The following is a 22220-nucleotide window of genomic DNA, read 5'->3' on the forward strand; positions in this document are numbered from 1 at the left end:
AATTGGCTGCGCAACGATGGCGAATGGCAATAAACATAGTAGCCCATTAGTAAATTATTCAATTAGCAAATTATTTTTCAACCATCATGCCGAATGGCAATTGGCACATTGGCATATTGGTACATTAGCAAATTATTAACCATGAACAGATTTATAAAAACTTTCAGTATTCTGCTTGCGGCAACATTTATAGGTGTTAGTGGCATGCAAGCGCAAAAATCTCCACAGGATATGAATCGTTTCATTGACGCCTTGATGAAGCGAATGACAGTAGATGAAAAGATCGGACAGCTCAATCTTCCTGTCACCGGAGACATCACCACCGGACAGGCAAAGAGCAGCGACATTGCCGGAAGAATCAAACGCGGTGAAGTGGGCGGACTCTTCAATTTGAAAGGAGTGGAAAAAATCCGGGATGTACAAAAATTAGCGGTAGAAAATTCCCGCCTTGGCATACCTTTATTATTCGGTATGGATGTTATCCACGGATACGAAACGATCTTCCCCATTCCATTGGGATTATCGTGTACATGGGATATGAAAGCCATTGAAGAATCGGCCCGTATTGCAGCGATCGAAGCCAGTGCAGACGGCATTTCCTGGACTTTCAGCCCGATGGTGGACATCAGCCGTGACCCACGCTGGGGACGTGTCTCCGAAGGATCGGGAGAAGACCCGTTCTTAGGATCGCTTATCGCCCGGGCAATGATACAGGGGTATCAGGGAGAAAAACTCGCAGACCAGTTGAAACGGAACGATGAAATCATGGCCTGCGTAAAGCATTTCGCCCTTTACGGTGCTGCCGAAGGCGGACGCGATTATAACACCGTAGACATGAGCCGCCAACGGATGTACAATGAATATTTTCCTCCCTTCGAAGCCGCCATCGAAGCGGGAGTAGGCAGCGTAATGGCTTCATTCAATGAAGTGGACGGCATACCTGCCACTGCCAACAAATGGTTGATGAGTGATGTGCTGCGCGGTCAATGGGGTTTCAACGGCTTCGTCGTTACGGACTATACCGGAATATCCGAAATGACAGATCACGGTATCGGCGATTTACAGACCGTTTCCGCCCGTGCCATCAATGCCGGTGTGGACATGGATATGGTAAGTGACGGATTTGTAGGCACTCTGAAGAAATCCATTCAAGAGGGTAAAGTATCTATGATGACTTTGAATACCGCCTGCCGCCGTATTCTGGAAGCGAAATATAAATTGGGACTATTCGATGACCCCTATAAATATTGTGATCCGAAACGTCCGGCACGTGACATCTTTACGCGTGCCCATCGGGATGCCGCCCGCCGTATCGCTTCCGAAAGTTTTGTCTTGCTGAAAAATGACAACCAGACCTTACCATTGAAGCCCACCGGAACCATTGCAGTGATCGGCCCGTTGGCAGACACCCGGAGCAATATGCCGGGTACATGGAGCGTGGCAGCCGTGCTGGACCGTTCACCGTCGCTTATCGAAGGACTTCGTGAGATGGTGGGCCGTATGGATGAAATGCCTCTTAACCAACCCAATGAACCCTGGTACATCCCTTTAATGGAAAACGGTGCGAATATCAACCTGTTATATGCCAAAGGAAGTAACCTGATAAGCGACGCTGCTTACGAAGAACGCGCTACCATGTTCGGCCGTTCATTGAACCGGGACAATCGTACGGATGCCGAATTATTGAAAGAAGCATTGGAAACCGCCAATAAAGCCGACGTAATCATCGCTGCCCTCGGAGAATCATCCGAGATGAGCGGAGAGAGCAGCAGCCGTACGGATCTCAATCTACCCGATGTACAACAAACACTGTTGAAAGAACTGGTAGCCACAGGCAAGCCGGTGGTCTTAGTGCTTTTTACCGGCCGCCCGTTGATATTGAATTGGGAACAGGACAATGTTCCGGCTATTCTTAATGTCTGGTTTGGTGGAAGCGAAGCAGCTTATGCCATCGGTGACGTACTGTTCGGTCGTGTCAACCCGAGTGGAAAACTGACAATGAGCTTCCCGCAAAACGTAGGACAGATTCCATTATATTATGCGCATAAGAATACCGGACGCCCGTTACACGATGGCAAATGGTTCGAAAAATTCCGCAGTAATTATCTGGATGTCACCAACGAACCGCTCTATCCATTCGGCTTCGGGCTCTCCTACACTACTTTCGCTTACAGCGACATCTCTCTGAGCCAATCGAGCATGGATATGCAAGGTATGATCACAGCATCCGTAGATGTCAGCAACACCGGACTGCTGCCCGGTGGAGAAGTGGTGCAACTGTATATCCGCGATCTTGTAGGCAGCACTACCCGACCGGTAAAAGAGTTGAAAGGATTCGAAAGAATCTACCTCCAACCCGGACAAACGCGTACTGTCACCTTCAAAATAGCCCCTGAAATGTTGAAGTTCTACGATTATGATCTGCAATATGTCATAGAGCCGGGAGACTTCCAAGTCATGATAGGCTCCAACAGCCGGGATGTGAAAACAGCCGCATTCACCGTAACGTCCAAGTGAGGCCTCTCCCCAACCCTCTCCGTAGGAGAGGGAGTATAGATACTATTGCATTTAATCAGTTATGATATTCAAGCAATTATTATATTTAATCAGTTATAAGACTAGCCCAACTCACTCTCCCACGGAGAGGGATGGGGAGAGGTCTTCACCTTCTAAAAAACAACAACAATGAAACCAGTTATTTATTATATATTTTCCGGTCTTCTTCTGCTCCTGACAGCCAACTCCTGTCAGGGCAGCAAGAAAACCTCTCCATCAACTTCTTCCCTCCCATCAGACAGTCTCACTACTGATGCCCTGCTGGATACAGTACAAAGAAGAACCTTTCTATATTTCTGGGATGGTGCGGAGCCCAATAGCGGTCTCGCCCCGGAACGTATTCATATGGACGGTAACTATCCTGCCGGCGGACCGGATGTCGTCACCTCGGGTGGCAGTGGTTTTGGTATCATGGCCATTCTTGCCGGCATCAACCGGGGGTACGTTTCCCGTACCGACGGACTGGTACGCATGGAAAAAATAGTTTCTTTTCTCGAACGTGCCGACCGCTTCAAAGGCGCCTATCCCCATTGGTGGTATGGCGAGACCGGAAAAGTGAAACCCTTCGGTCAGAAAGACAATGGCGGCGACCTTGTAGAGACGGCTTTTCTCATGCAAGGACTGCTTGCCGTACATCAGTATTATATTGACGGCACTCCCCAAGAAAAAGCATTGGCGCAAAGAATAGATAAACTGTGGCGTGAAGTGGATTGGAACTGGTACCGCAAAGGGAACCAGAATGTACTCTACTGGCATTGGAGTCCCGAATACGGCTGGGAGATGGACTTCCCGGTTCATGGTTACAATGAATGTCTCATCATGTACATACTCGCCGCCGCATCGCCCACACACGGTGTGCCTGCCGCCGTATATCATGATGGTTGGGCACAGAATGGCGCCATCGTATCTCCGCATAAAGTAGAGGGTATCGAACTTCACCTTCGTTATCAAGGCAGCGAAGCAGGTCCGCTCTTCTGGGCGCAATATTCCTTCTTGGGATTGGATCCCGTAGGACTGAAAGATAAATACTGTCCGAGTTACTTCAATGAAATGCGTAACCTGACGTTAGTCAACCGCGCCTATTGCATCCGTAATCCGAAACATTACAAAGGTTTCGGCCCGAATTGTTGGGGATTGACCGCCAGCTATTCCGTAAACGGCTACGCCGCACATGTTCCCAATGAGAAAGAGGATGCAGGAGTAATCACCCCTACGGCTGCTTTATCGTCCATCGTCTATACACCGGAATATTCTCTCGAAGTGATGAGACATCTTTATGATATGGGAGACAAACTATTCGGCCCCTATGGCTTTTATGATGCCTTCAGCGAAACAGACAACTGGTATCCGCAACGCTATCTTGCCATCGACCAAGGCCCCATAGCCGTAATGATCGAAAACTACCGGACTGGACTGTTATGGAAACTCTTTATGAGCCATCCGGATGTACAGAACGGATTGAAAAAGTTGGGGTTCAATAAATAAAAAAAGAAGGCACTTCCGGGATGTGTGGAAGTGCCTTTCTATCCAAGCGCCAAGCTACTTTGGTAGAGATGAAAATATAGCTTGACATATTAAAATTGCGGCTTGTCACAAGGGGCAATTTTAGAAACAAACAATATATCATATTCTACATTATATCTGAATCAGTAGAAAAAAATCGGATAGTTCCCACTTTAGACAAAGGGGAACTAAATCCGATTAATTATATTTTATTGTACCAATGCAGGGATTGTAATTAAGATTTCCGTATTAGACGGAGTAGCTCCAGCTATTTCTCCCCATGGAGAAGTAACATTAATCGTCACTTTAGCCTCATACGGTTGTACAAATCCGAAAGTCTTACCAGCTTCAGTGAAATATACTTCACCATTCTCGAACTTCAAATACGGGCATTCAGTACCATCGGCAGCAGTAAGCGTACAAGTCGGAGCAGTTAAACCGTATACCGCCAAACCTTTTACACCGTCTGCAAAATCAGTACCGCCTTCAACGTCCGCACCGTCTGCCCACATTACTTTATTTCTGAAATCAATCCAAGAAAATCCTTCTAACACATTTATCTTAGCAGCCTTATCTGTTAAAGTTACTTTAAGTTTTCCGGGTTTCCAAGTACCACTGACATTAACGACTTTAATCGTAGCTTTGCTAGCATCCACAGTAGTATTACCAAACTTAACATCACTTGTAATCACAATGTCCTTTCCACTATATTTAGATGGATTAATAGTTACTACATTATCTTCGAATGATACAGCACCGTTGAATCCAGCCAAATCTTGAACATTAAGAGTTACTGTACCGCCTGCTGCTGTTACATCATTATATACCTCCGTATAATTTCCAAAGAGAGTTGTCAAATCCATTGAAAGAGCAATGGTGCTCGGCCTAAATTGGTCATCCAGTGTAGGAGTGAAAATGACAGTACCATTCATTTTATCACCCTCCCACAGTTCAGGTTTAGTAGTCAAAGAAACCTCATTGTAAGTAATCTTCACATTCGCTTTTACGGTAATCTTCTTTCCATTTCCTTCAAATATCACCTGAATCGGATGCTCACCGCCTGCTGTATTAGCAGCAATAGCGACACTTAAAACATTATCTGTTCCAACTACAAAATGTACATCAGCAGTTTCGTCATAAGATGCGGTTAGCTGTTTGAAAGCGGTAGCTGTTATATTGGCTTCGTCATAGATCTTAGTTAAATCAAATTTAGAAGCCGGAATAGTTTGCTCAGCATTCTTCCATGCTACCTCCAAAGTACCATAATCACAAGTTGTCTCGGCTATAGAAGTTTCTTCTTTAATTGTAACAGCAGCAAATGAAGTCGGGAAAGTACGTTTCACACCTTCTATTTTCACTGTGGCAGTAGCCGTAGCAGTCTGATCTACATAACTGGCCAAATTATAGTTAGCAGGTTTTAATATACCCTCTGCTTTACCAATAGAGAAATAATTTTCATTAGTGACGCTATATTCAATGGAGAATTTACTCATATCATAATTTTCCAAATTTACATAACCGCCATTGATAACATATTTTATACCTTCCGCATAATTAATAGCCGAATTCTCATTATTATAATATAATGTATTTTCTGCTTTAGCAGGACTTTCTAATACAATTGTTTCAATCTTAGTAAGAGACTTACTTACAACAAAGTAATTAGATGTAATATCCGTCAAATTATCATCATTATCAACTTCACCGACTTTCGCTTTAGGAGTCACATGCATACAGATGGCATAACTCTTACCTGCAGAAATTCCCGTTGAGACCACAAAGTTAACCATTCCGGTTGCCTCATCGACACTACTGCTCTCAACATTCAAATACTCAATTTTTCCGGCAGCACGAGACGCTACTTCATGTCCCTCAAAACTATAATCATATTTATCGAAGAATACTTTTGCAGCAGATACTGGAGATACACGGAAAGATATATTCAATGATTTATCCTCTGCAACAACTACATTCTTGTTCGGGGTCACTCCCGTATCCTCTACCTCCAACGAGTTAAATGCAACTACGCCGCCAACAGTCTGAGGTGCGTATACAATGCTTTGTATCATTGCTTTCACACCTATTTCAAGGGCCTCCAGTCTTTTTTCCAAAGCTTGCATCGTAGATTCTGCCGATTCCATCGATTCACTCAAATATGCCTCTATCTTATCATTTAGATCCGCCTCTTTAACATAGTTTGTCAATTCGGTAGATTTGACATATCCACTCAAAGTCTGTGACAAATCTGTGATTTCTCCCATTGCAGCAACCAAATCTGCCACTTGTTTACTCAACCCTTCTTTATCGGAAGTACCATTCACCAAGTCAACAAGAGCTTGCAATGTCTCAGTTTTATAGTTGTTCAAAGCCGTAACATCCGACACAAGTTTTTTGTATTCCGAACTCTCCGAGTCAACATATCTGGAGAACTTCTCATTGATCTCTTTCAGATCTTTATTATATTTATCCAAACTCACATAAGCAGCATTCACTTTTGCCATTATGTTAGCCGTCAATGTATTATTTACATAATCATAAATAGCTTGTTCTTTCTTTGCATAATCCTCTTTTGTCAGATAATCAAGCATCTTGTTATCCAACAACTTAGCGATTTCATCTTTAGTCAGATAAGCTTGCAACGCTTTCGACAAATCTGCTTCTGTTATGTTGTTGCCTTGTGCTGCTTTTAGTTCATCTATTGCAGTCTGGAAAGCCTGATTAGATGTCTGTAACGCTTCGATGGAAGCCTGGATCTCAGCTAACTGTCCTATTTGGGTTGTCAGTTTCACAATTTCCCCGGCATTGTCGCTTATTTTTTCCTCCAACTCTTTCAGCTGATTCTGTGCCTCGGTAAGTTTTTTAGCCAATTCTTCCATTTCAGCAGCATCAGCTACATTAGCCAACTCGTCTTCCAGCGCCTTTATTTCAGCCTCAAGTTTTGTTTTAGAATCCTCCAAAGAGCCTTTTACCGAGTTCACCTCCTCAGACAATTCTCCAATCTGCGCTATCAGTTCCTGGATAGCCGAAGCGTCCGCTTTGTTATTAAGGGCAGCTTCCAGTTCCCTAACCTTATCCTGTAATACCACAACAGCCGCATTATCAGCCTTACCGGCAATAACAGCTTCCAGTTCTGTTTTCAAGGCACTAATAGCCGAAGATACCGCTGTTGACATTTCTGCCGTAGTAACTCCCGGTTCTTTCTTATTGATATTATCAATCTGTTCTTGCAGATTTTTAATATCATCATCATAGTCCGTACAGCCTACAAAGGACGCACTAACTGTAAGCGCTAACGCTCCGAAGAGCATCACTTTAACAAACTTTTTTCTCATAAATAAAAAAATTACATTAATAATATATTATTAAACACTAAGTTCCATATGCTATCTATTTGTGTACAATTCCGTCTTCAAACTCTTACTTATCAATCATTTAAAAGTCGCGCAACATGCACTATCAATGCTGTTTTTTTAGTAACTTAGCCGTATTATAGCCGTATTACGGCACAAATATCAAACATTTATTTGAAACTTCAAAACAATTAATTGATTATTTTTTTAATAAACTATGGATATAATTGATAGATTACAAGAAATAATAGACTATGCCGGCCTTAACGTATCCTCATTTGCCAAGAAAATAGGGGTTGTAGACCAAACAATTAGAGGAATTGTTGTACAAAGGAGAAATAAACCGGGATTTGACATCCTTGCTAAAATACTTCAAACATTTACTTGGATAAATGCAGAATGGCTAATTACCGGAAAAGGAGAGATGATTAAACAGGAAACAACTGCAAAAACAGAGAACAGCCCGTCATTAACGGAATTAATACAATACCTGCGGGAGAAAGATTTGAAAATAGAAAAGCTAATAGAGGAAAAGACGGAGTTGAAAATAAAATTTGAAATGGCAAAAAAAACAAATGTGCAGAAAGAAGAACAAATTCGCACTTCACCTACCACTCAAGGCTAAATAATCCGAGAACTCTGATTTTCATTTTGTATTTAAAGAAATAACGAGCGGACAGAAGAGAACAGCAAGTGCATCAAGACTCATATAAATAAAAAAATCGCCCACGTTCCTAATTTGAGCTGCGCCCTAAAAGTTTTATGTCTTGTCTTACTTTTAGGGCACAGTTCGCATTCTTTAATTCGAGCCACCCTGGCCTCCACCACCTTCGCCGCCTTTCACATCATCATTCTCAATAGAACGGGCAGCTTTCTTCACACTGGCTTTTAACTCACCGATCCGGTAACTCACACTAACCCCAAAACGTTGGCGCGAATAACGCGAAGTGCTTTCCTGCCAAAAGTCATCACCGGTCAGCGTATTCTTATTTTTCATGTATTTTTTGAAGAAATTACCGGCAAAAGCACTCACTGTCAATCGTTTTTCTTTGAGAAAAGAACGGTTGACACTCACACTGTAGTCATAGTAACTGCTACCCTTACCTTGTAGAGAGATATACGGAGTGCTACCCATCAAATTCACACTAAGACGGATATCCAATGGCAAAGTTTGCTGTACACCACCATAAGCAAATACACTCCAGCCACTATTTTCCAAATTCTGAGACGGACTCTTTAAGCGTGAATAATCTCCCCAAAGATTAAGATATACACGAGTTTTCGGAGAAGCATTCCAATTGACATAGCCACTCAAACCCAAATAGCTGCTTTTACCTATATTCTGATAAGTGGAATAAAGCACCTCCTTACCTGTGTGGCTGGTTAAGCCGGGAATATCTTTATCATTCATCAAACTGGTCACCCGCTCTATACCATTATTATTAAACGAGTAGTTCAAAGACATATTTATATTAAATTTCTGCGTAAAGTTACTGTAACTCAGATTAAAAGCATGACTTTTCTCACTTTCCAATGAAGCATTTCCCTGAGTGACATGAGCCGGATTCGAATCATTCAAGTAAGGATTCAAAAACCAGATACTGGGACGCCAGATACGCATATTATATCCCAAACGAATATTCGACATGTCCGTAATTTTAAATCCCAAACTGGCAGAAGGCACCCAATCGTTGAAATCCGCATCAAAACTCTGCTCCGGCTTCTCTGTATATTTCACATCCTGCATTGTTCTTTCATAACGCACACCGGCACGACCCGAAAACTTCTTCACCTTAATACCATAACTGACATATGCCGCCAAAATATCATTCAAATGTTTATAATGGCTACTTCTGTCCTCATCATAATTTTCATCTTTATCATAACGGTTGTTATCGCTATGATTATTACGAATAATATATTTCAACCCCGTTTCAAGCGTATGAATTTTTGCAATAGGGGTAGTATAATCAGCCTGAAAAGTATGCTCCGAACTATTCTGTTTCCCATCAGAACGTTGACCGGCAAGTGTCTTATTCACGTAGTCTTCCCAGCCCGGCTCTACATGATTAAGCGTATAACCATACCGTGAGTTAGAGGTACTCGGCCTTGCATTTATCTTATAAGAAAGGGTAAACATACGATCTTTAAGTTTACGGGAAGTACGCTGATAATCGATATTGCCGCGAACGGAATACCATGAACCATCATTCTCATTATCACTTTCATAAGAATAGTAGGGTACTCCCGAAAAAGCAGGATCGGCATTCTTCATCACCGTCTCACCGTAACCCGTCCCATCATTATTTCCACCATACATACCAAAACCCATTGTTATCAACCGTAAAGTATCTATTTCATAACTGGCTTCCAAATTACCACTCTGAAAACGGTTCTTTCCCTTACTGGAACTTTCGGACTGAATCACTGTTTCTTCCTGCTTTCCCTCGGATATAGTTTGCGTCTGACGCTGTGTGGAACTGGAATAACTTCGAGGAGAATTATTTGCATTATAATTATAACGTGCCGACAACGTCAGTTTATCTTTCTTAATAGTAGTGTACAAGCTTCCTCCACCACCGGTATTGCTGCCATTTCCGGTAAAAGTAGCCGTATAACCTTTAAAACCGCTACCACCTACTGTCACAATATTAAGAATTCCACCAACTCCCTCAGCATCGTATTTTGCACCGGGGTTAGTTATCACTTCAATGTGTTTAATCGTATTAGCCGGCATACTTTTAAGAACGTCTACCGGATTATCGCTCATCATATTATCCGGCTTACCGTTCACATGAATCTTAAAACTGCTGCTACCGTTTACCTTAATATTGTCTTCCCCGTCTACCGTCACTAAAGGAACCTTACGAAGCATTTCCAGTACAGTATTGGTTTTTGAATCCGGATCATCCTGCACATTATATTCTATTTTATCAATATCCGCTTTAACCAACGGTTTTTGAGCCACAATCTCAACGCTTCCCAACTCATTGGTAGCCTCCGAAGTATACAAAGTTCCCAGATCTACTTCTTTCTCACCCGATTTCACTTCAAAATCTTTAGTGACGGTGCTTTTCCCAATCGAAGTAATTGTAATAACATACATCCCCGGCTGAGCATTCATTTTCTCTTTAAAATTTCCCTGCATATCGGTTACAGCCATTTTCACCGCTTTATCCGGAGCTTTTTTCTCCACTATTTTAATAGTAGCATAGGGTTCCCCCTCCAGAGTCAGTGAATCGACGAGGATACCTTTTACTATATAAGAAGAGGTAGTCGTGTTTTGTGCATAACTTGCACAAGATGCAATAAGCAACATCAATAGTAGTAGTTTGCCTTTCATATTGTCTTTGTTGAAGTTTATAGTCTATAAGACGAAAAATCATATGTTTTGTTACAAGGTTTTGACAAAAGTAGAGCCTTTATCCTCCGATACGAAATTTTCGGAGTTAAGAAAGACAAATAAGGAATAAAAAAAGAGTCCTAAAAAAACAAGTTAAAATAATTATCAAAGTAGCACCCTTACCAAAATATGATGTAAAGTCCATTTTCTACATATAATATGCAAACTTCAAACTAAGGGAAATAAGAATAAAAAAACAATTTAATCAAACAAATACAAGAGAGGACAATAGTTTTCTTCAATAACATTTGTCTCATTAAACGAAATACTCGATCTATTGGTCGTAGAGAGACATCCCGTTGGTCGTAGAGGAACGAGTCGTTTCTCTACGAGTTTCACCCTCTTTCTCATAGAGGAAAACGGCACCAACATAAAGAGCTAATAACCAAGCAATTATCCATCTTGCTGTTTGTATCACATTTTCATAACCAAAAGGACTAATACAGCAATATTCCTCACTTAGAAAGCAACAATAAATAAAGACAAAAAAGGCGCAAGAATCCTATTCGGCAATCAAACACTCTCTTCTATTTTCTATATCAAAAACTTTATTTTCAATAAAAATAAAAGAATACAACCATATGACTAAAAAAACAAAAAAAGTCAAGCAATAATGAACATCTTCAAGAAATAAAAACCTTTTGTTTTTTCATTTGTTATACACAATATAGAGTAATCACAGGAGAGACATTATCAAATAGTCACTTTGCCTCAGTCTTTTACATGTTTTACAGCAAAAAATTAACCAAAATGTAATATAAAATAGGATTACTAACCTTTGTTTATTCAGCTCAATAATATATCTTTGCCTACTCAATTGTGGCAAAAAATATATATTATATGCCACGAATATTAACTTTTATTTTTTAACATCAATGAAGAATCTAAATTTTCTGAAGTTGTTTTTTGGGACAATACTCCTGATTGCCACAGCAACTTTTGTAAGTTGTGTCGATGACAATGATGACACAGAAGCTCCTTTTCTGGAAGTTTCTCCTACAAGTCTGATCTTTACCACAGATGGCGTTCCTGCCGAAGGAAGCCAAGCATCTTTTGAGATCTTAACCAACCGTCATTGGACGGCAACAGTGAAAGATGACAAATCTTGGGTTACTCTCTCCGCAACTGAAGGCGATGGCAGTGCCACCATTCAAGTTAGCATCCCGGAAGGAATCAACGATGAAGCCAACATCGATATTCAAATTTCAAATAAAGTAGGGCCATTGATGACAGAAACGGTGAAAATTACAAGCGGTAATATCGTGCCGGCAGAAGTAATTTATCACGAAACAGTGGGTAGTACTACCGTAACAAACCCTTATCCCTATGTTGATGCATATGAAGGATGGGCTAAAACCGGTATCGGAGCCGCCAATGTAACATATTCCGGTCAGAAAGCGACCATTAGATCCAGTGGATTGCCCAACAATAATCCGAGTGCCTATGACGGAGCTTCCGGTCCCAATGTTGTCTTTTTCGGTACACTACCCGCAGATTTTGTTATCGGTGACATTGCACTGACAACTGAACAAACCAATCTAAAACTGACGTTTGGTGCAAGCTATTCATACAAAGCAGAAGGAGCTACCGATTATGACAACACCTTCGATCCGAGTAAGTTCACAGTATCACTGAGCGGGGATGGCAATACATGGGTTCCCGTAACTTACACTAAAAATAATGGCGATGCCGAAACACCTTACTGGATTTTTGCAACGGCAAACTTCACACTTAAACAAACTTCAGCCAAATTATACATTAAATTCACTGCATTAGCAGCATCCGCTATCCGTCTTGACGACATCACTTTGTCCACAGGTAATGGAGGTCAGGAAATCGATTTAGGGAATGTTACTCCACCGGAACCGGGAGAAACAAAACCAATTACCATTCCTGAACTTATAGGAATGATGACTACTACGCAGACTCCAGTAGATGCTACCACTGACCGTACATTCGAAGCTGTTGTACAAAGCAATACGGAAGGTGGAAACTATACGAATAACAACCTTGTTCTCGCAACGGAAGGAGCAACTGCGGCAGGCAATGGTATTACTCTCTTCGGAAGTCAAGTAGATCCAGCTACATTACAACTTACGCAGGGAGATAAAGTAAAAGTCACTCTTTATAAAGGCCTTGCTAAAACAGTAAACTACAATGGTATGTACGAAGTAACCGGTTCTCAAACTGACAATTGGGCAAAAGTTGAAAAAATAGGAACAGCAGCTATCACTCCAATTATCATTACCGCAGATAAACTTACAGAATATCAAGGAATGACAGTAACGATAAAGAATGCAACACCTGAAAATGCCGGTATTTGGGGAAGTCAAGATACTCATGCTTTCACTGCGGGTGGCATTACATTCGCTGTATTTTGTAAAGAAGACTCACCGGCATTTGCCAATCAGCCATTTGTAAAAACAGAAAGCGACATCACTGGTTTGGCGGCAGTCTATAAAAACAATAGTCAACTCGTACCGCGTAACCTGCAAGATGTTATCGGTTTTAACTCTACAGATCCTACAATTATCAAAGTGACTCCTTCTCCTGTGAGTTTCCCAGCCACAGGCGGTACCCAAGTTTTAGATGTTGAGATAGCTAATCAAGGAAGTAATACTATCTCTGCCACTGGATTAAGCGGTATATTATCTTCTACAGTAGATGGTAATAAAATCACAGTTGTAGCAGAAGCAAACAACAGTACAGATCCTGAAAATCAAACGTTGTCCATTTCACTTACTAACGGTAATACAGTTACTGTGCCCGTAAGCGTTTCTGGACAAGGTAGTGGAAACCAAACAGTAATTTCTGTAGATTTAACAAACGCAGCCAATTATCCAAGTACATTCCCTAAATTAAAAACGGAAATAAAAGTAGAAGCCCAAACATTCTCATTCGGTGGTTACGATTATGTTTTTGCAGGTTCAACCGGGAATGGTTATTATCAAGCAATGAACAGTAATGTTCCTTATATAATAAACGGAAAACAAGGAGCCTACATCGAATTACCGGCTATCGCAGACAAAAAGTTAACCAAAGTTACCGCTACCACACGTAGCGGAGCATCTACCAACGTCATGGTAGCTATCGTAGACGGTTCTAACACGGAAATTCCTGGTGGAAAAGCGATCAAATGGGATCAGGCAGATGGTAACATGGATTATACTTACAATTTAACAGGAACAGCCATCAATACTAAATATAGAATCTATATTAGTAGCTCTCATAACGCCCAGTTTACAAAATGGGAACTCACTTACGAGTAATTGATGCTTCTCCCCAGCCCTCCCCGCGAGAGAGGGAGCCAAGTTAGTTTTATAACTAATTAATAAACAAGAGTATCTGCTTCCCTCTCCCACGGAGGAGGCTGGGGAGAGGCTTTAAAACAATTTATAAATGACATCAATTCATAAATATTATACAACTGCGATACATACCGCTTTGCTTACAGTGTTGATACTGTGCGTAGGTTCTTGTAGCAGTGATGATCCGGAAGTAGCACAAAGCCCGAATGATGCCTACTGGAAAGTTTCTTCAACGGTAAGCTCATCCGAAGGATCATCAGCAATTATCATAACAGGTACAACAGGAACTGAATGGGATGCAGAAATCACCGAAGGAAGCGGATGGTTCTCGTTCAGCAGTAAAGATTATGCCAACTCTTCCAAACATGGCACCATAAATGACGGATTAAATGTACTGTATGTATATTATAAATCCAACACAGGGAGAGAGCAACGCCAGGCTAAACTATCTCTTCGGTTTGCAGGAGAAGAACCCCAAACCTTCAGCCTCGTTCAAATGGCCGAATCGCAACAGAACTTACCGGCTTTCGGAGCATGGGTAGAACTGCCGGAACGTAAAGAGAATGCAAATTATCAATACGTTACACATTACGGGCCATTAAGTAACAATAAAACAGTCCGTAACTACTCCATTTGCTTCGACAAGACGAAGAAGGCCGCATTATGGGTTGCCTATCCGATACATAATGCCTATCTGACAGGATCGGGCAAGCGGACAGACGCATGGGCGTTTGACCCCATCATCCCCATAGCCTATCAGGCAAACTGCATAGACAAGTCGTATAGAGGTAGCTATGACCGGGGGCATCAATTACCTTCCGCAGACCGTCTGGCGACTAATGAATTGAATGCTCAAACATTCTATATGTCGAATATGACTCCACAATTGAACCGACTCAATCAGGATATGTGGGCCAATCTTGAAAACAAAGTTCGCAACAATAAATGCTCCGATACTTTATATGTAGTAACCGGTGTGTATTTCGATTCAAATGCGACGACGTACGACGGAGCCGGCAACATTGTATCACTCCCGTCAAACTACTATAAGGTATTATTGCGTACCAAAAGTGGTTCGACAGGCAAAGCAATCAAAGATTGTTCGGCAGACGAGCTGATTTCTATCGGATTCTGGGTGGAACATAAATCCTACGGACAGGATATTCCCCGGTCTATTTGCACTAAAGTTGCCGATATCGAGGCCAAAACCGGTTTCACTTTTTTCCCACAAGTATCCGCTTCTGTAAAACAACAAAATAACCCTACGCAGTGGGGAATTAACTAATAACTCTGGCATATGAAAAAGCTATTGATTCCTTCTATTTTCTTTGTGTTACTGATTTCATTCAGTTTCGCACAGAAGCCTTATAAGGTGGTTTTCTATAATCTCGAGAACTTCTTTGATACAATCAATGATCCCGAAGTTCTGGATGACGAGTTCACTCCTGATGGCCCCAAGAAATGGAATACAGCCAAATATAACAAAAAGCTCAACAACACAGAGCGAGTACTTTTTGATATTGCAGCCATCGATAAGAATTATCCGATTGTAATCGGTGTTTCCGAAGTAGAGACCAGAGGCGTGCTGGAAGACATCGTAGCAACGCCCAAACTGGCACCGGCTAATTACCGAATCGCCCATTTTGATTCACCGGAAGCACGTGGTGTGGATGTGGCATTCCTTTACCGACCGGATGTGTTCAAAATAGAAGGACAGTATCCCGTAAAAACAGTCATTCCTTCGCTACCCCATTTCAAAACGCGTGATATCCTTACCATGTGGGGAACGATCGAAGATGAGCCTTTCTTCTTCATGGTAGCACACTGGCCCTCACGTTTGGGAGGCAAAGAAGCTTCGGAGTTTAAACGCATCGCGGTAGGAGAACAAATGCGCAGTATTGCCGACTCCGTGTTACGGGCAAATCCGGCCACCAAAATCATTGCAATGGGAGACTTTAACGATGATCCGACAGACAAGAGCATCGCTCAAGGATTGGGTGCGAAATTCAAACTGAAAGATCTCAAGAAGGGAGATATGTACAATCCATATGCAGACATGCTGAAAGCCGGATTCGGTTCACTGGCTTATGGTGATGCATGGAATATTTTCGACAACATTGTCATGAGTGAGAATCTGGCTAAAGGTTCGACCGGTAAGCTCCAGCTTCAGAAAGCACCCGGCTCCAAATTCTATGGCAATATCTTTAAGCAACGATACATGGTGCAAAAAGAGGGACAATACAAGGGATATCCGTTGCGTACATATGTGGGCAATAATTTTCAGGGAGGTTTCAGTGATCACTTCCCCGTATATATCTATATAGGTAAATAAAAATCTTCAATATTTATGAGAATAAAAACATTTCTGATTATGGTGTTATCTTTGGCTTCGCTGACGGCTTTTGCACAGGGTGGCGGTGTTAAAGGTAAAGTCGTTTCCCGTACAACGCGTGCGGCTATCGATGGTGTAAAGGTCACCTTAACACCCGGCGATATTACGACAACAACCGATGCAACCGGTAATTTTGAGATTGATAAATTGGCGAAAGGCGAATACTCACTTACTTTTGAAGCAACCGAATTCGAATTGCTGACCATTGCCGTCCGTGTAGACCAAATGATGAGAGATATCAATCTCGTAATCATGGTACCCGAAAACACAATGATGTTGGACGATGCCGTATTTGCAGAGTTCGATACTGAGACTTTGGATGATGCCCAGTCATTACCTTCATCACTGTCCGCATCAAAAGATGTTTTCAATAACATCGCATCTTATAAATTCAGTGAGATGCGCTTCAATGTCCGTGGTTACGATTCACAATATTCGGATGTCTATATGAACGGTATCCAGCTTAACGATGCTATGACGGGATATACTCCCTGGTCATTGTGGAGCGGCTTGAATGACGCTACCCGTAATCAAGAAATCACCTCCGGATTAAATATGGGTGATATGGGTATCGGTGGCATTGCCGGTACGACCAATATCAACACCCGCCCTTCACAAATGCGTAAAGGATTACGTGCCAGTGTAGTAAACGGTAATTCTATGTATCGTTTCCGTGGCATGCTAACTTATTCATCCGGGCAACAGGACAACGGCTGGTCATATGCCTTTTCCGTTTCAACCCGTCAAGGAGGAAATTCTTACGTAGACGGCGTTTTCTATAACGCTTTCGGCTACTTTGCAGCCGTCGAAAAACAGTTTAACACCCAACATCGTTTAGGACTAACTGTTTTGGGTACTCCTACGGAGCGCGGAGCACAACAGGCCTCTACCCAAGAAGCGTATGACCTGGTAGGCAACAATTACTATAACCCCAACTGGGGATGGCAGGACGGCAAACGCCGTAATGCACGTGTACGTAATTATCACGAGCCCATCGCAATGCTTAATTATACGTTCGATATCACCGATCGTTCTCAATTGAATATTGCCAGTTCCTTACGTTTCGGAAAGAATGGTTATTCTGCACTGACATGGTATGGTGGTCCGGACCCACGTCCCGATTACTATCGCTATCTGCCGAGTTTCTACAATGGCACAGAAATCGGTGCATGGCTCGACGAAGCATGGCGCACCAATACAGACAACATACGCCACATCAATTGGGATCAGTTGTATGACATCAACCGTAATCAGCCGGAGAACTCGCTGTATGGCTCCGGACGCCGTGCCATCAACATGATCGAAGAACGCCATACCGATCAGTTGGACTGGAATTTCTATACACAATTCTCACACCAACTACGCAACAATTCCAAAATCAACGGCGGGATGAACCTTCGTCGCAACCGTACTGAATATTACAGCGAAGTAAAAGACTTATTAGGCGGTGATTACTGGGTGGATGTAGACAAGTTTGCAGAACGTGACATGGGTGGTCTTAATCCGGTTCCTTACCAGAATGATATGGATTATTACCAGCAATACGGTCATGCCCGTGCAGCCAAAGAAGGAGACAAATACAGTTATGACTATTATGGCAATAACCTCACCGCTCGCGCTTGGGCTATGTATGAAACAAGTTTCAAAGGTATTGGTATCAACCTTGGTGGTGAGGTGGGACACTCTACCTTGTGGCGCCATGGTTTATGGAAAAAGGGGTTATTCCTCGATAATTCACAAGGCGACTCCCAAAAGTTGAATTACCTGACGTATAAACTGAAAGCTAATTTCAATTATAAATTCTCGGCAGCCCACTCTATCGATGCCAGTATTATCTATATGCAGGATGCGCCGGCATTCCAGGCGGCATTCGTATCTCCACGTACGCGTAACTCCGTTACTCCGGGTATCTCCGCTGAAAAAGTATTCGGTGTAGACGCATCCTACAACCTGCGTATAGGAGATATCAAGGCACGTGTATCCGGTTATTATACGAAGTTCATGGATCAGACAAAAGTACTGTCGTACTATGATGACGTGGAGTCCACTTTCTCTAACTTTGCAATGAGCGGTATCGACAAGCGTCACTTCGGTCTGGAAGTAGCTGCTTCTATACCTCTTTATCAAGGATTGTCTTTGAACGGAGCTATCAGTTGGGGGCAGTTTACTTATGATTCCAATCCCGACTATGTACAGATACAGGATAACAGTGGCGAAATCAAAAATCAAGGTAAGGTCTACTGGAAAAACTTCCGTGTAGAAAGCACTCCGCAGACAGCTATGAACATCGGTTTATCTTATCGCAGCCGTAAAAACCTCTATGCTTCCGTAGACTTGAATTACTACAACAATATGTATTTGTCCATGAGCCCGCTCTACCGTACGGACGCTGTTTTATCACGTAATATGACAGAAGAAGACATCCGCGAATTACGCCATCAGGAGAAGTTCGATCCGGCTTGTGTCCTCAATGCCAGCATCGGTAAGAACTGGTACATCAACCGGATCTATACACTTGGATTCAGCCTTGAAGTAAAGAACCTGCTCAATAATCAGGATATCAAGACAGGTGGATATGAGCAAGTACGTCTACTCAAGAACAAAGATGAAAATTATCAGACGTACCAGCCGTTCGATTCGAAATATTTCTATATGTTCGGTACGACCTATTATATGAATATTTATTTCCGGTTCTAAGTAACGTAACGAATAAAAAATGAAAGCTATGAACAAAATATTGAAAATATGCATGATGGCAGCGATCGTATTAGGCTTTACGAGCTGCTATAACGACTTTGACGATCCAGCTCCGGCGAAAGTATGGACTGAAGAGGATTTTGCCAATGAAACTTTGATCTCGATCAAAGACTTCAAGCAACTATTCTACGATGTATACGGCAACGGTGCCGCAAGTTTAGGCAAGACTCTTGAGATCACAGAAGATTACGTTATCCATGGTAAAGTAATCTCAAGCGACCAGGCAGGCAACGTTTATAAATCGGTATATATTTATGATGAAGATTCAGAATCGGCTATCGAACTGAAGCTAATGGTTAGCAACTATGTATTTTATCATCCCGGACAGGAAATATTCGTAAAGACCAAAGGACTGGCAATTGGCTGTTACCGCTATATGTTAAGTGTGGGTGGAATGCCGACAGAAGCGGATATTGCCAAAGGATATGCCAATCGTAATCTTGAAACCCAACTACTGGTTAATGCCCATATTTTTACCGGTGCTTTGGGAGAGTTAAGCCAAAGTGATACATTGGTTGTAAATAAAACCAATTATAAGACAGAACTCAACGATGATGCCTTAGGCCGTCTCGTTCGTTTCGAAGGTCTGGAATACAGAGCAGGAACATTCGATGACGACAAATACCCCCAATATTTAGAAACGACTTATCCGGGTGGTTCAACTACGGCCGTTTATACCAATAAGTATTATGAAGAAGAAGGGTTGACACCGACTTATGCGTATAGTTATAATAATCAGCGCTACTATGGTTCGTCCTGGTTCTCGTACAACGAAGGCAATCCTACCTCGACAGGTAATTACATTGTACGTGTAAGCGGTTATGCAAACTTCGCACTTCAACCGTTGCCGGAAAATGGAAAGACAGGGGATATTACAGCCATTTACACAAAGTATTCATCAAAATCAGGAGGATTTATCAAATACCAACTACTGGTAAATAGCATGAACGATATTCAATTCTGATAGAAATGCTCAATAAAGAAATAAATTTCCGAAAATAAAAAAGTCCGGGTGTACATCGCCCGGACTTTTTTATTCCCATAAATATCAACGGATTACAATAGATAGAAAATCAATAACAACACAGCATTTATTGCCACTACACACCCGAATCCTCCTAAAATCCACGGACGCAGCTTACTCTCTTTCCCGGAAAAAAACAAGGCATAACACATGTTCACCAGAATATTGCTCACAATAGCCTGCATACTACAAGCCGTAACAACCAACACAGCCACACTGCCCGTATTTTGCAGCAAGTTCAAGATAAAAGGAGTAATATCACTAAAACCGGAAACAAACGATAAAAGATTCAACCCTCCCGTACCGGCATAAATCAAAGTATAGTGAGTAAGCACCGTAAAAACGACAAATAACCCCGCAAAGATCAAAGCAACTTTGAACTCCAACGGATTGCTGCTGTCCTCTTCTTCATCCAGACTTTCGGTACCATCCGTTTTCTTCCGCCGGGAATGAATAAACCAGGCAACAGCAGCAGCTACCAAAGCCATAATAAGCAAATAAGGATAGATACTGACAAATATCTCACGACTAAAAATAAAAATAAGTATCATAAATCGCAAGAACATCATACTTACAGCCAACAACATGGCAGCCACATACTCCGTAGCCTGTTCGGAATGCGCATTACGGCTTTTACGTGCCAATACAGAGATGGTGGCCGTACTGCTATACAATCCGCCGATGATACCGGAAACCAATACTCCCGACTCACGGAACACATAACGCTTTAATAGATAAGACAGATACGAGATACCGGAAACCACCACCGTAGCCAACCATATGGAATAGGGAGTCAGATTGATATCCGGAATGATGTTCTTGTCGGGCAACATCGGCAAAATGATTCCACTGATAGCCAAAAACTTGGCAAGAGTGATCATCTCGTCATTCTTCATACGCTGGGCAAACTCAGTAAAGGTATGCTTCAATTCTGTCAGTAACAATACAGTCACAATTACCATCACGTAAAACCACGATGGCTGCGTGTCTACAATGGGAGCAATACAATAAGTAATCAGGGCTATTATAATAGTAGTAATCCCGAAAACATGAAATTGAGACTGCTTGACGTAATAGTTCAGCCCGAGCAATATCCCCAAAATCAAACCGCCCCCCATAAAGAGACGCATATCTGCTTTATCAAGAATATAAAGCAGATATCCCAATATACCGATAAAAGTAAAAGTACGGTCTGTACCGAAAAGCGTGGTTTCTCCTTCTCGTTTCAGACTGATTCTACGCTGCGACAAACCGATAAGAAGAGAAAATAAAGTCACCAAAATAAAGGTAACCAACTCGCGCGGCAGATAATTATATAATTGTTCCATACACTGTTCTTTTGAATGCGAACAAATATACAGATTATTTTTAGAGTTACCAGATTGTATACGGCTTTTTCATTAGCTGTGAATTATAGTAACGGACATCCCCCGTCACCTCTTGACCGATAAAAGCAGGCTTCACAAAAGCTTCATCCTCTGTACTCAATTCAACTTCCGCCACTACAAGCCCCTCATTCTCACCATAAAATTCATCCACTTCAAAAACATGCGCCCCGCTACGGACCAAATAACGGGTTTTATCAATCACTCCCGGCTCACAAAGTTTCATCAATTCTTCGGCCTCGTTCAACGGCAACTCTCTCTCCCACTCGTAACGGCTGGTTCCGGAAGCATTAGAAGCCCCCTTAATAGTAAGATACCCTTTACCATCACGGATTCGTACCCGTACCGTCCTTCCCCGGGCACTGCTTATGTATCCCTGTATAATACGACTTTGCGCAAAAGCCTGCGATTTATAATCTCCCGAAACGAGAAATTTACGTTCAATTTCCTGTGCCATGCTGCAAAAGTAGGAATGAATAATGAATAATGAACAATGAAATTAATTTATTTTCCAGCATCATCGCTCCTAAATCATCATTCAT

General features: G+C 42.1%; 12 protein-coding genes. 8 read left to right on the forward strand and 4 right to left on the reverse strand.

The window, feature by feature from the left end:
- Window positions 1-264: 264 nt before the first annotated feature.
- Window positions 265-2517 (forward strand): glycoside hydrolase family 3 N-terminal domain-containing protein, encoded by a 2253-nt coding sequence (locus HMPREF1532_RS07280; protein ID WP_392387719.1) that lies wholly within the window; start codon window positions 265-267, stop codon window positions 2515-2517.
- 168 nt (window positions 2518-2685) lie between these two features.
- A complete protein-coding gene (locus HMPREF1532_RS07285; protein ID WP_005927019.1) occupies window positions 2686-4041 on the forward strand; it encodes a glucoamylase family protein in 1356 nt (451 codons plus the stop codon).
- Window positions 4042-4268: 227 nt separating this feature from the next.
- On the opposite strand, the gene HMPREF1532_RS07290 is transcribed toward HMPREF1532_RS07285, so the two are convergent.
- Window positions 4269-7391: a coiled-coil domain-containing protein gene (locus HMPREF1532_RS07290; protein WP_005927021.1), complete on the reverse strand. Its 3123-nt coding sequence runs from the start codon at window positions 7389-7391 to the stop codon at window positions 4269-4271.
- A gap of 235 nt (window positions 7392-7626) precedes the next feature.
- Between HMPREF1532_RS07290 and HMPREF1532_RS07295 the strand changes: the two genes are divergently transcribed.
- Window positions 7627-8034 carry a hypothetical protein gene (locus HMPREF1532_RS07295; RefSeq protein ID WP_005927023.1) on the forward strand — a complete coding sequence of 136 codons (408 nt, stop codon included), beginning with the start codon at window positions 7627-7629 and terminating at the stop codon, window positions 8032-8034.
- A gap of 174 nt (window positions 8035-8208) precedes the next feature.
- Here HMPREF1532_RS07295 and HMPREF1532_RS07300 read toward each other — a convergent pair whose 3' ends face one another.
- Window positions 8209-10752, reverse strand: coding sequence for an outer membrane beta-barrel family protein (locus tag HMPREF1532_RS07300; protein WP_005927025.1), 2544 nt, complete (start codon window positions 10750-10752; stop codon window positions 8209-8211).
- Window positions 10753-11687: 935 nt separating this feature from the next.
- On the opposite strand from HMPREF1532_RS07300, the gene HMPREF1532_RS07305 reads away from it, so the two are divergent.
- From HMPREF1532_RS07305 to HMPREF1532_RS07325, 5 genes are all read left to right on the forward strand, one after another.
- On the forward strand, window positions 11688-14081 hold the full coding sequence (locus tag HMPREF1532_RS07305; protein WP_005927027.1) for a DUF5689 domain-containing protein: 2394 nt from the start codon (window positions 11688-11690) through the stop codon (window positions 14079-14081).
- Window positions 14082-14211: 130 nt separating this feature from the next.
- Entirely contained in the window at window positions 14212-15405 is a 1194-nt protein-coding gene (locus HMPREF1532_RS07310; protein ID WP_005927029.1) for a DNA/RNA non-specific endonuclease, read from the forward strand.
- A 12-nt stretch (window positions 15406-15417) separates the two neighbouring features.
- A complete protein-coding gene (locus HMPREF1532_RS07315) occupies window positions 15418-16452 on the forward strand; it encodes an endonuclease/exonuclease/phosphatase family protein (RefSeq protein ID WP_005927031.1) in 1035 nt (344 codons plus the stop codon).
- Window positions 16453-16467: 15 nt separating this feature from the next.
- On the forward strand, window positions 16468-19209 hold the full coding sequence (locus HMPREF1532_RS07320; RefSeq protein WP_005927033.1) for a TonB-dependent receptor: 2742 nt from the start codon (window positions 16468-16470) through the stop codon (window positions 19207-19209).
- A 28-nt stretch (window positions 19210-19237) separates the two neighbouring features.
- Entirely contained in the window at window positions 19238-20233 is a 996-nt protein-coding gene (locus HMPREF1532_RS07325) for a DUF5689 domain-containing protein (protein ID WP_005927035.1), read from the forward strand.
- 92 nt (window positions 20234-20325) lie between these two features.
- Here the strand turns inward: HMPREF1532_RS07325 and HMPREF1532_RS07330 are convergent, their stop codons facing one another.
- A complete protein-coding gene (locus HMPREF1532_RS07330) occupies window positions 20326-21621 on the reverse strand; it encodes an MgtC/SapB family protein (protein ID WP_005927038.1) in 1296 nt (431 codons plus the stop codon).
- 46 nt (window positions 21622-21667) lie between these two features.
- On the reverse strand, window positions 21668-22135 hold the full coding sequence (locus tag HMPREF1532_RS07335; protein WP_005927041.1) for a CYTH domain-containing protein: 468 nt from the start codon (window positions 22133-22135) through the stop codon (window positions 21668-21670).
- Window positions 22136-22220 lie beyond the last annotated feature (85 nt).

This window comes from Bacteroides salyersiae WAL 10018 = DSM 18765 = JCM 12988 (assembly GCF_000381365.1).
Taxonomy (GTDB): domain Bacteria; phylum Bacteroidota; class Bacteroidia; order Bacteroidales; family Bacteroidaceae; genus Bacteroides; species Bacteroides salyersiae.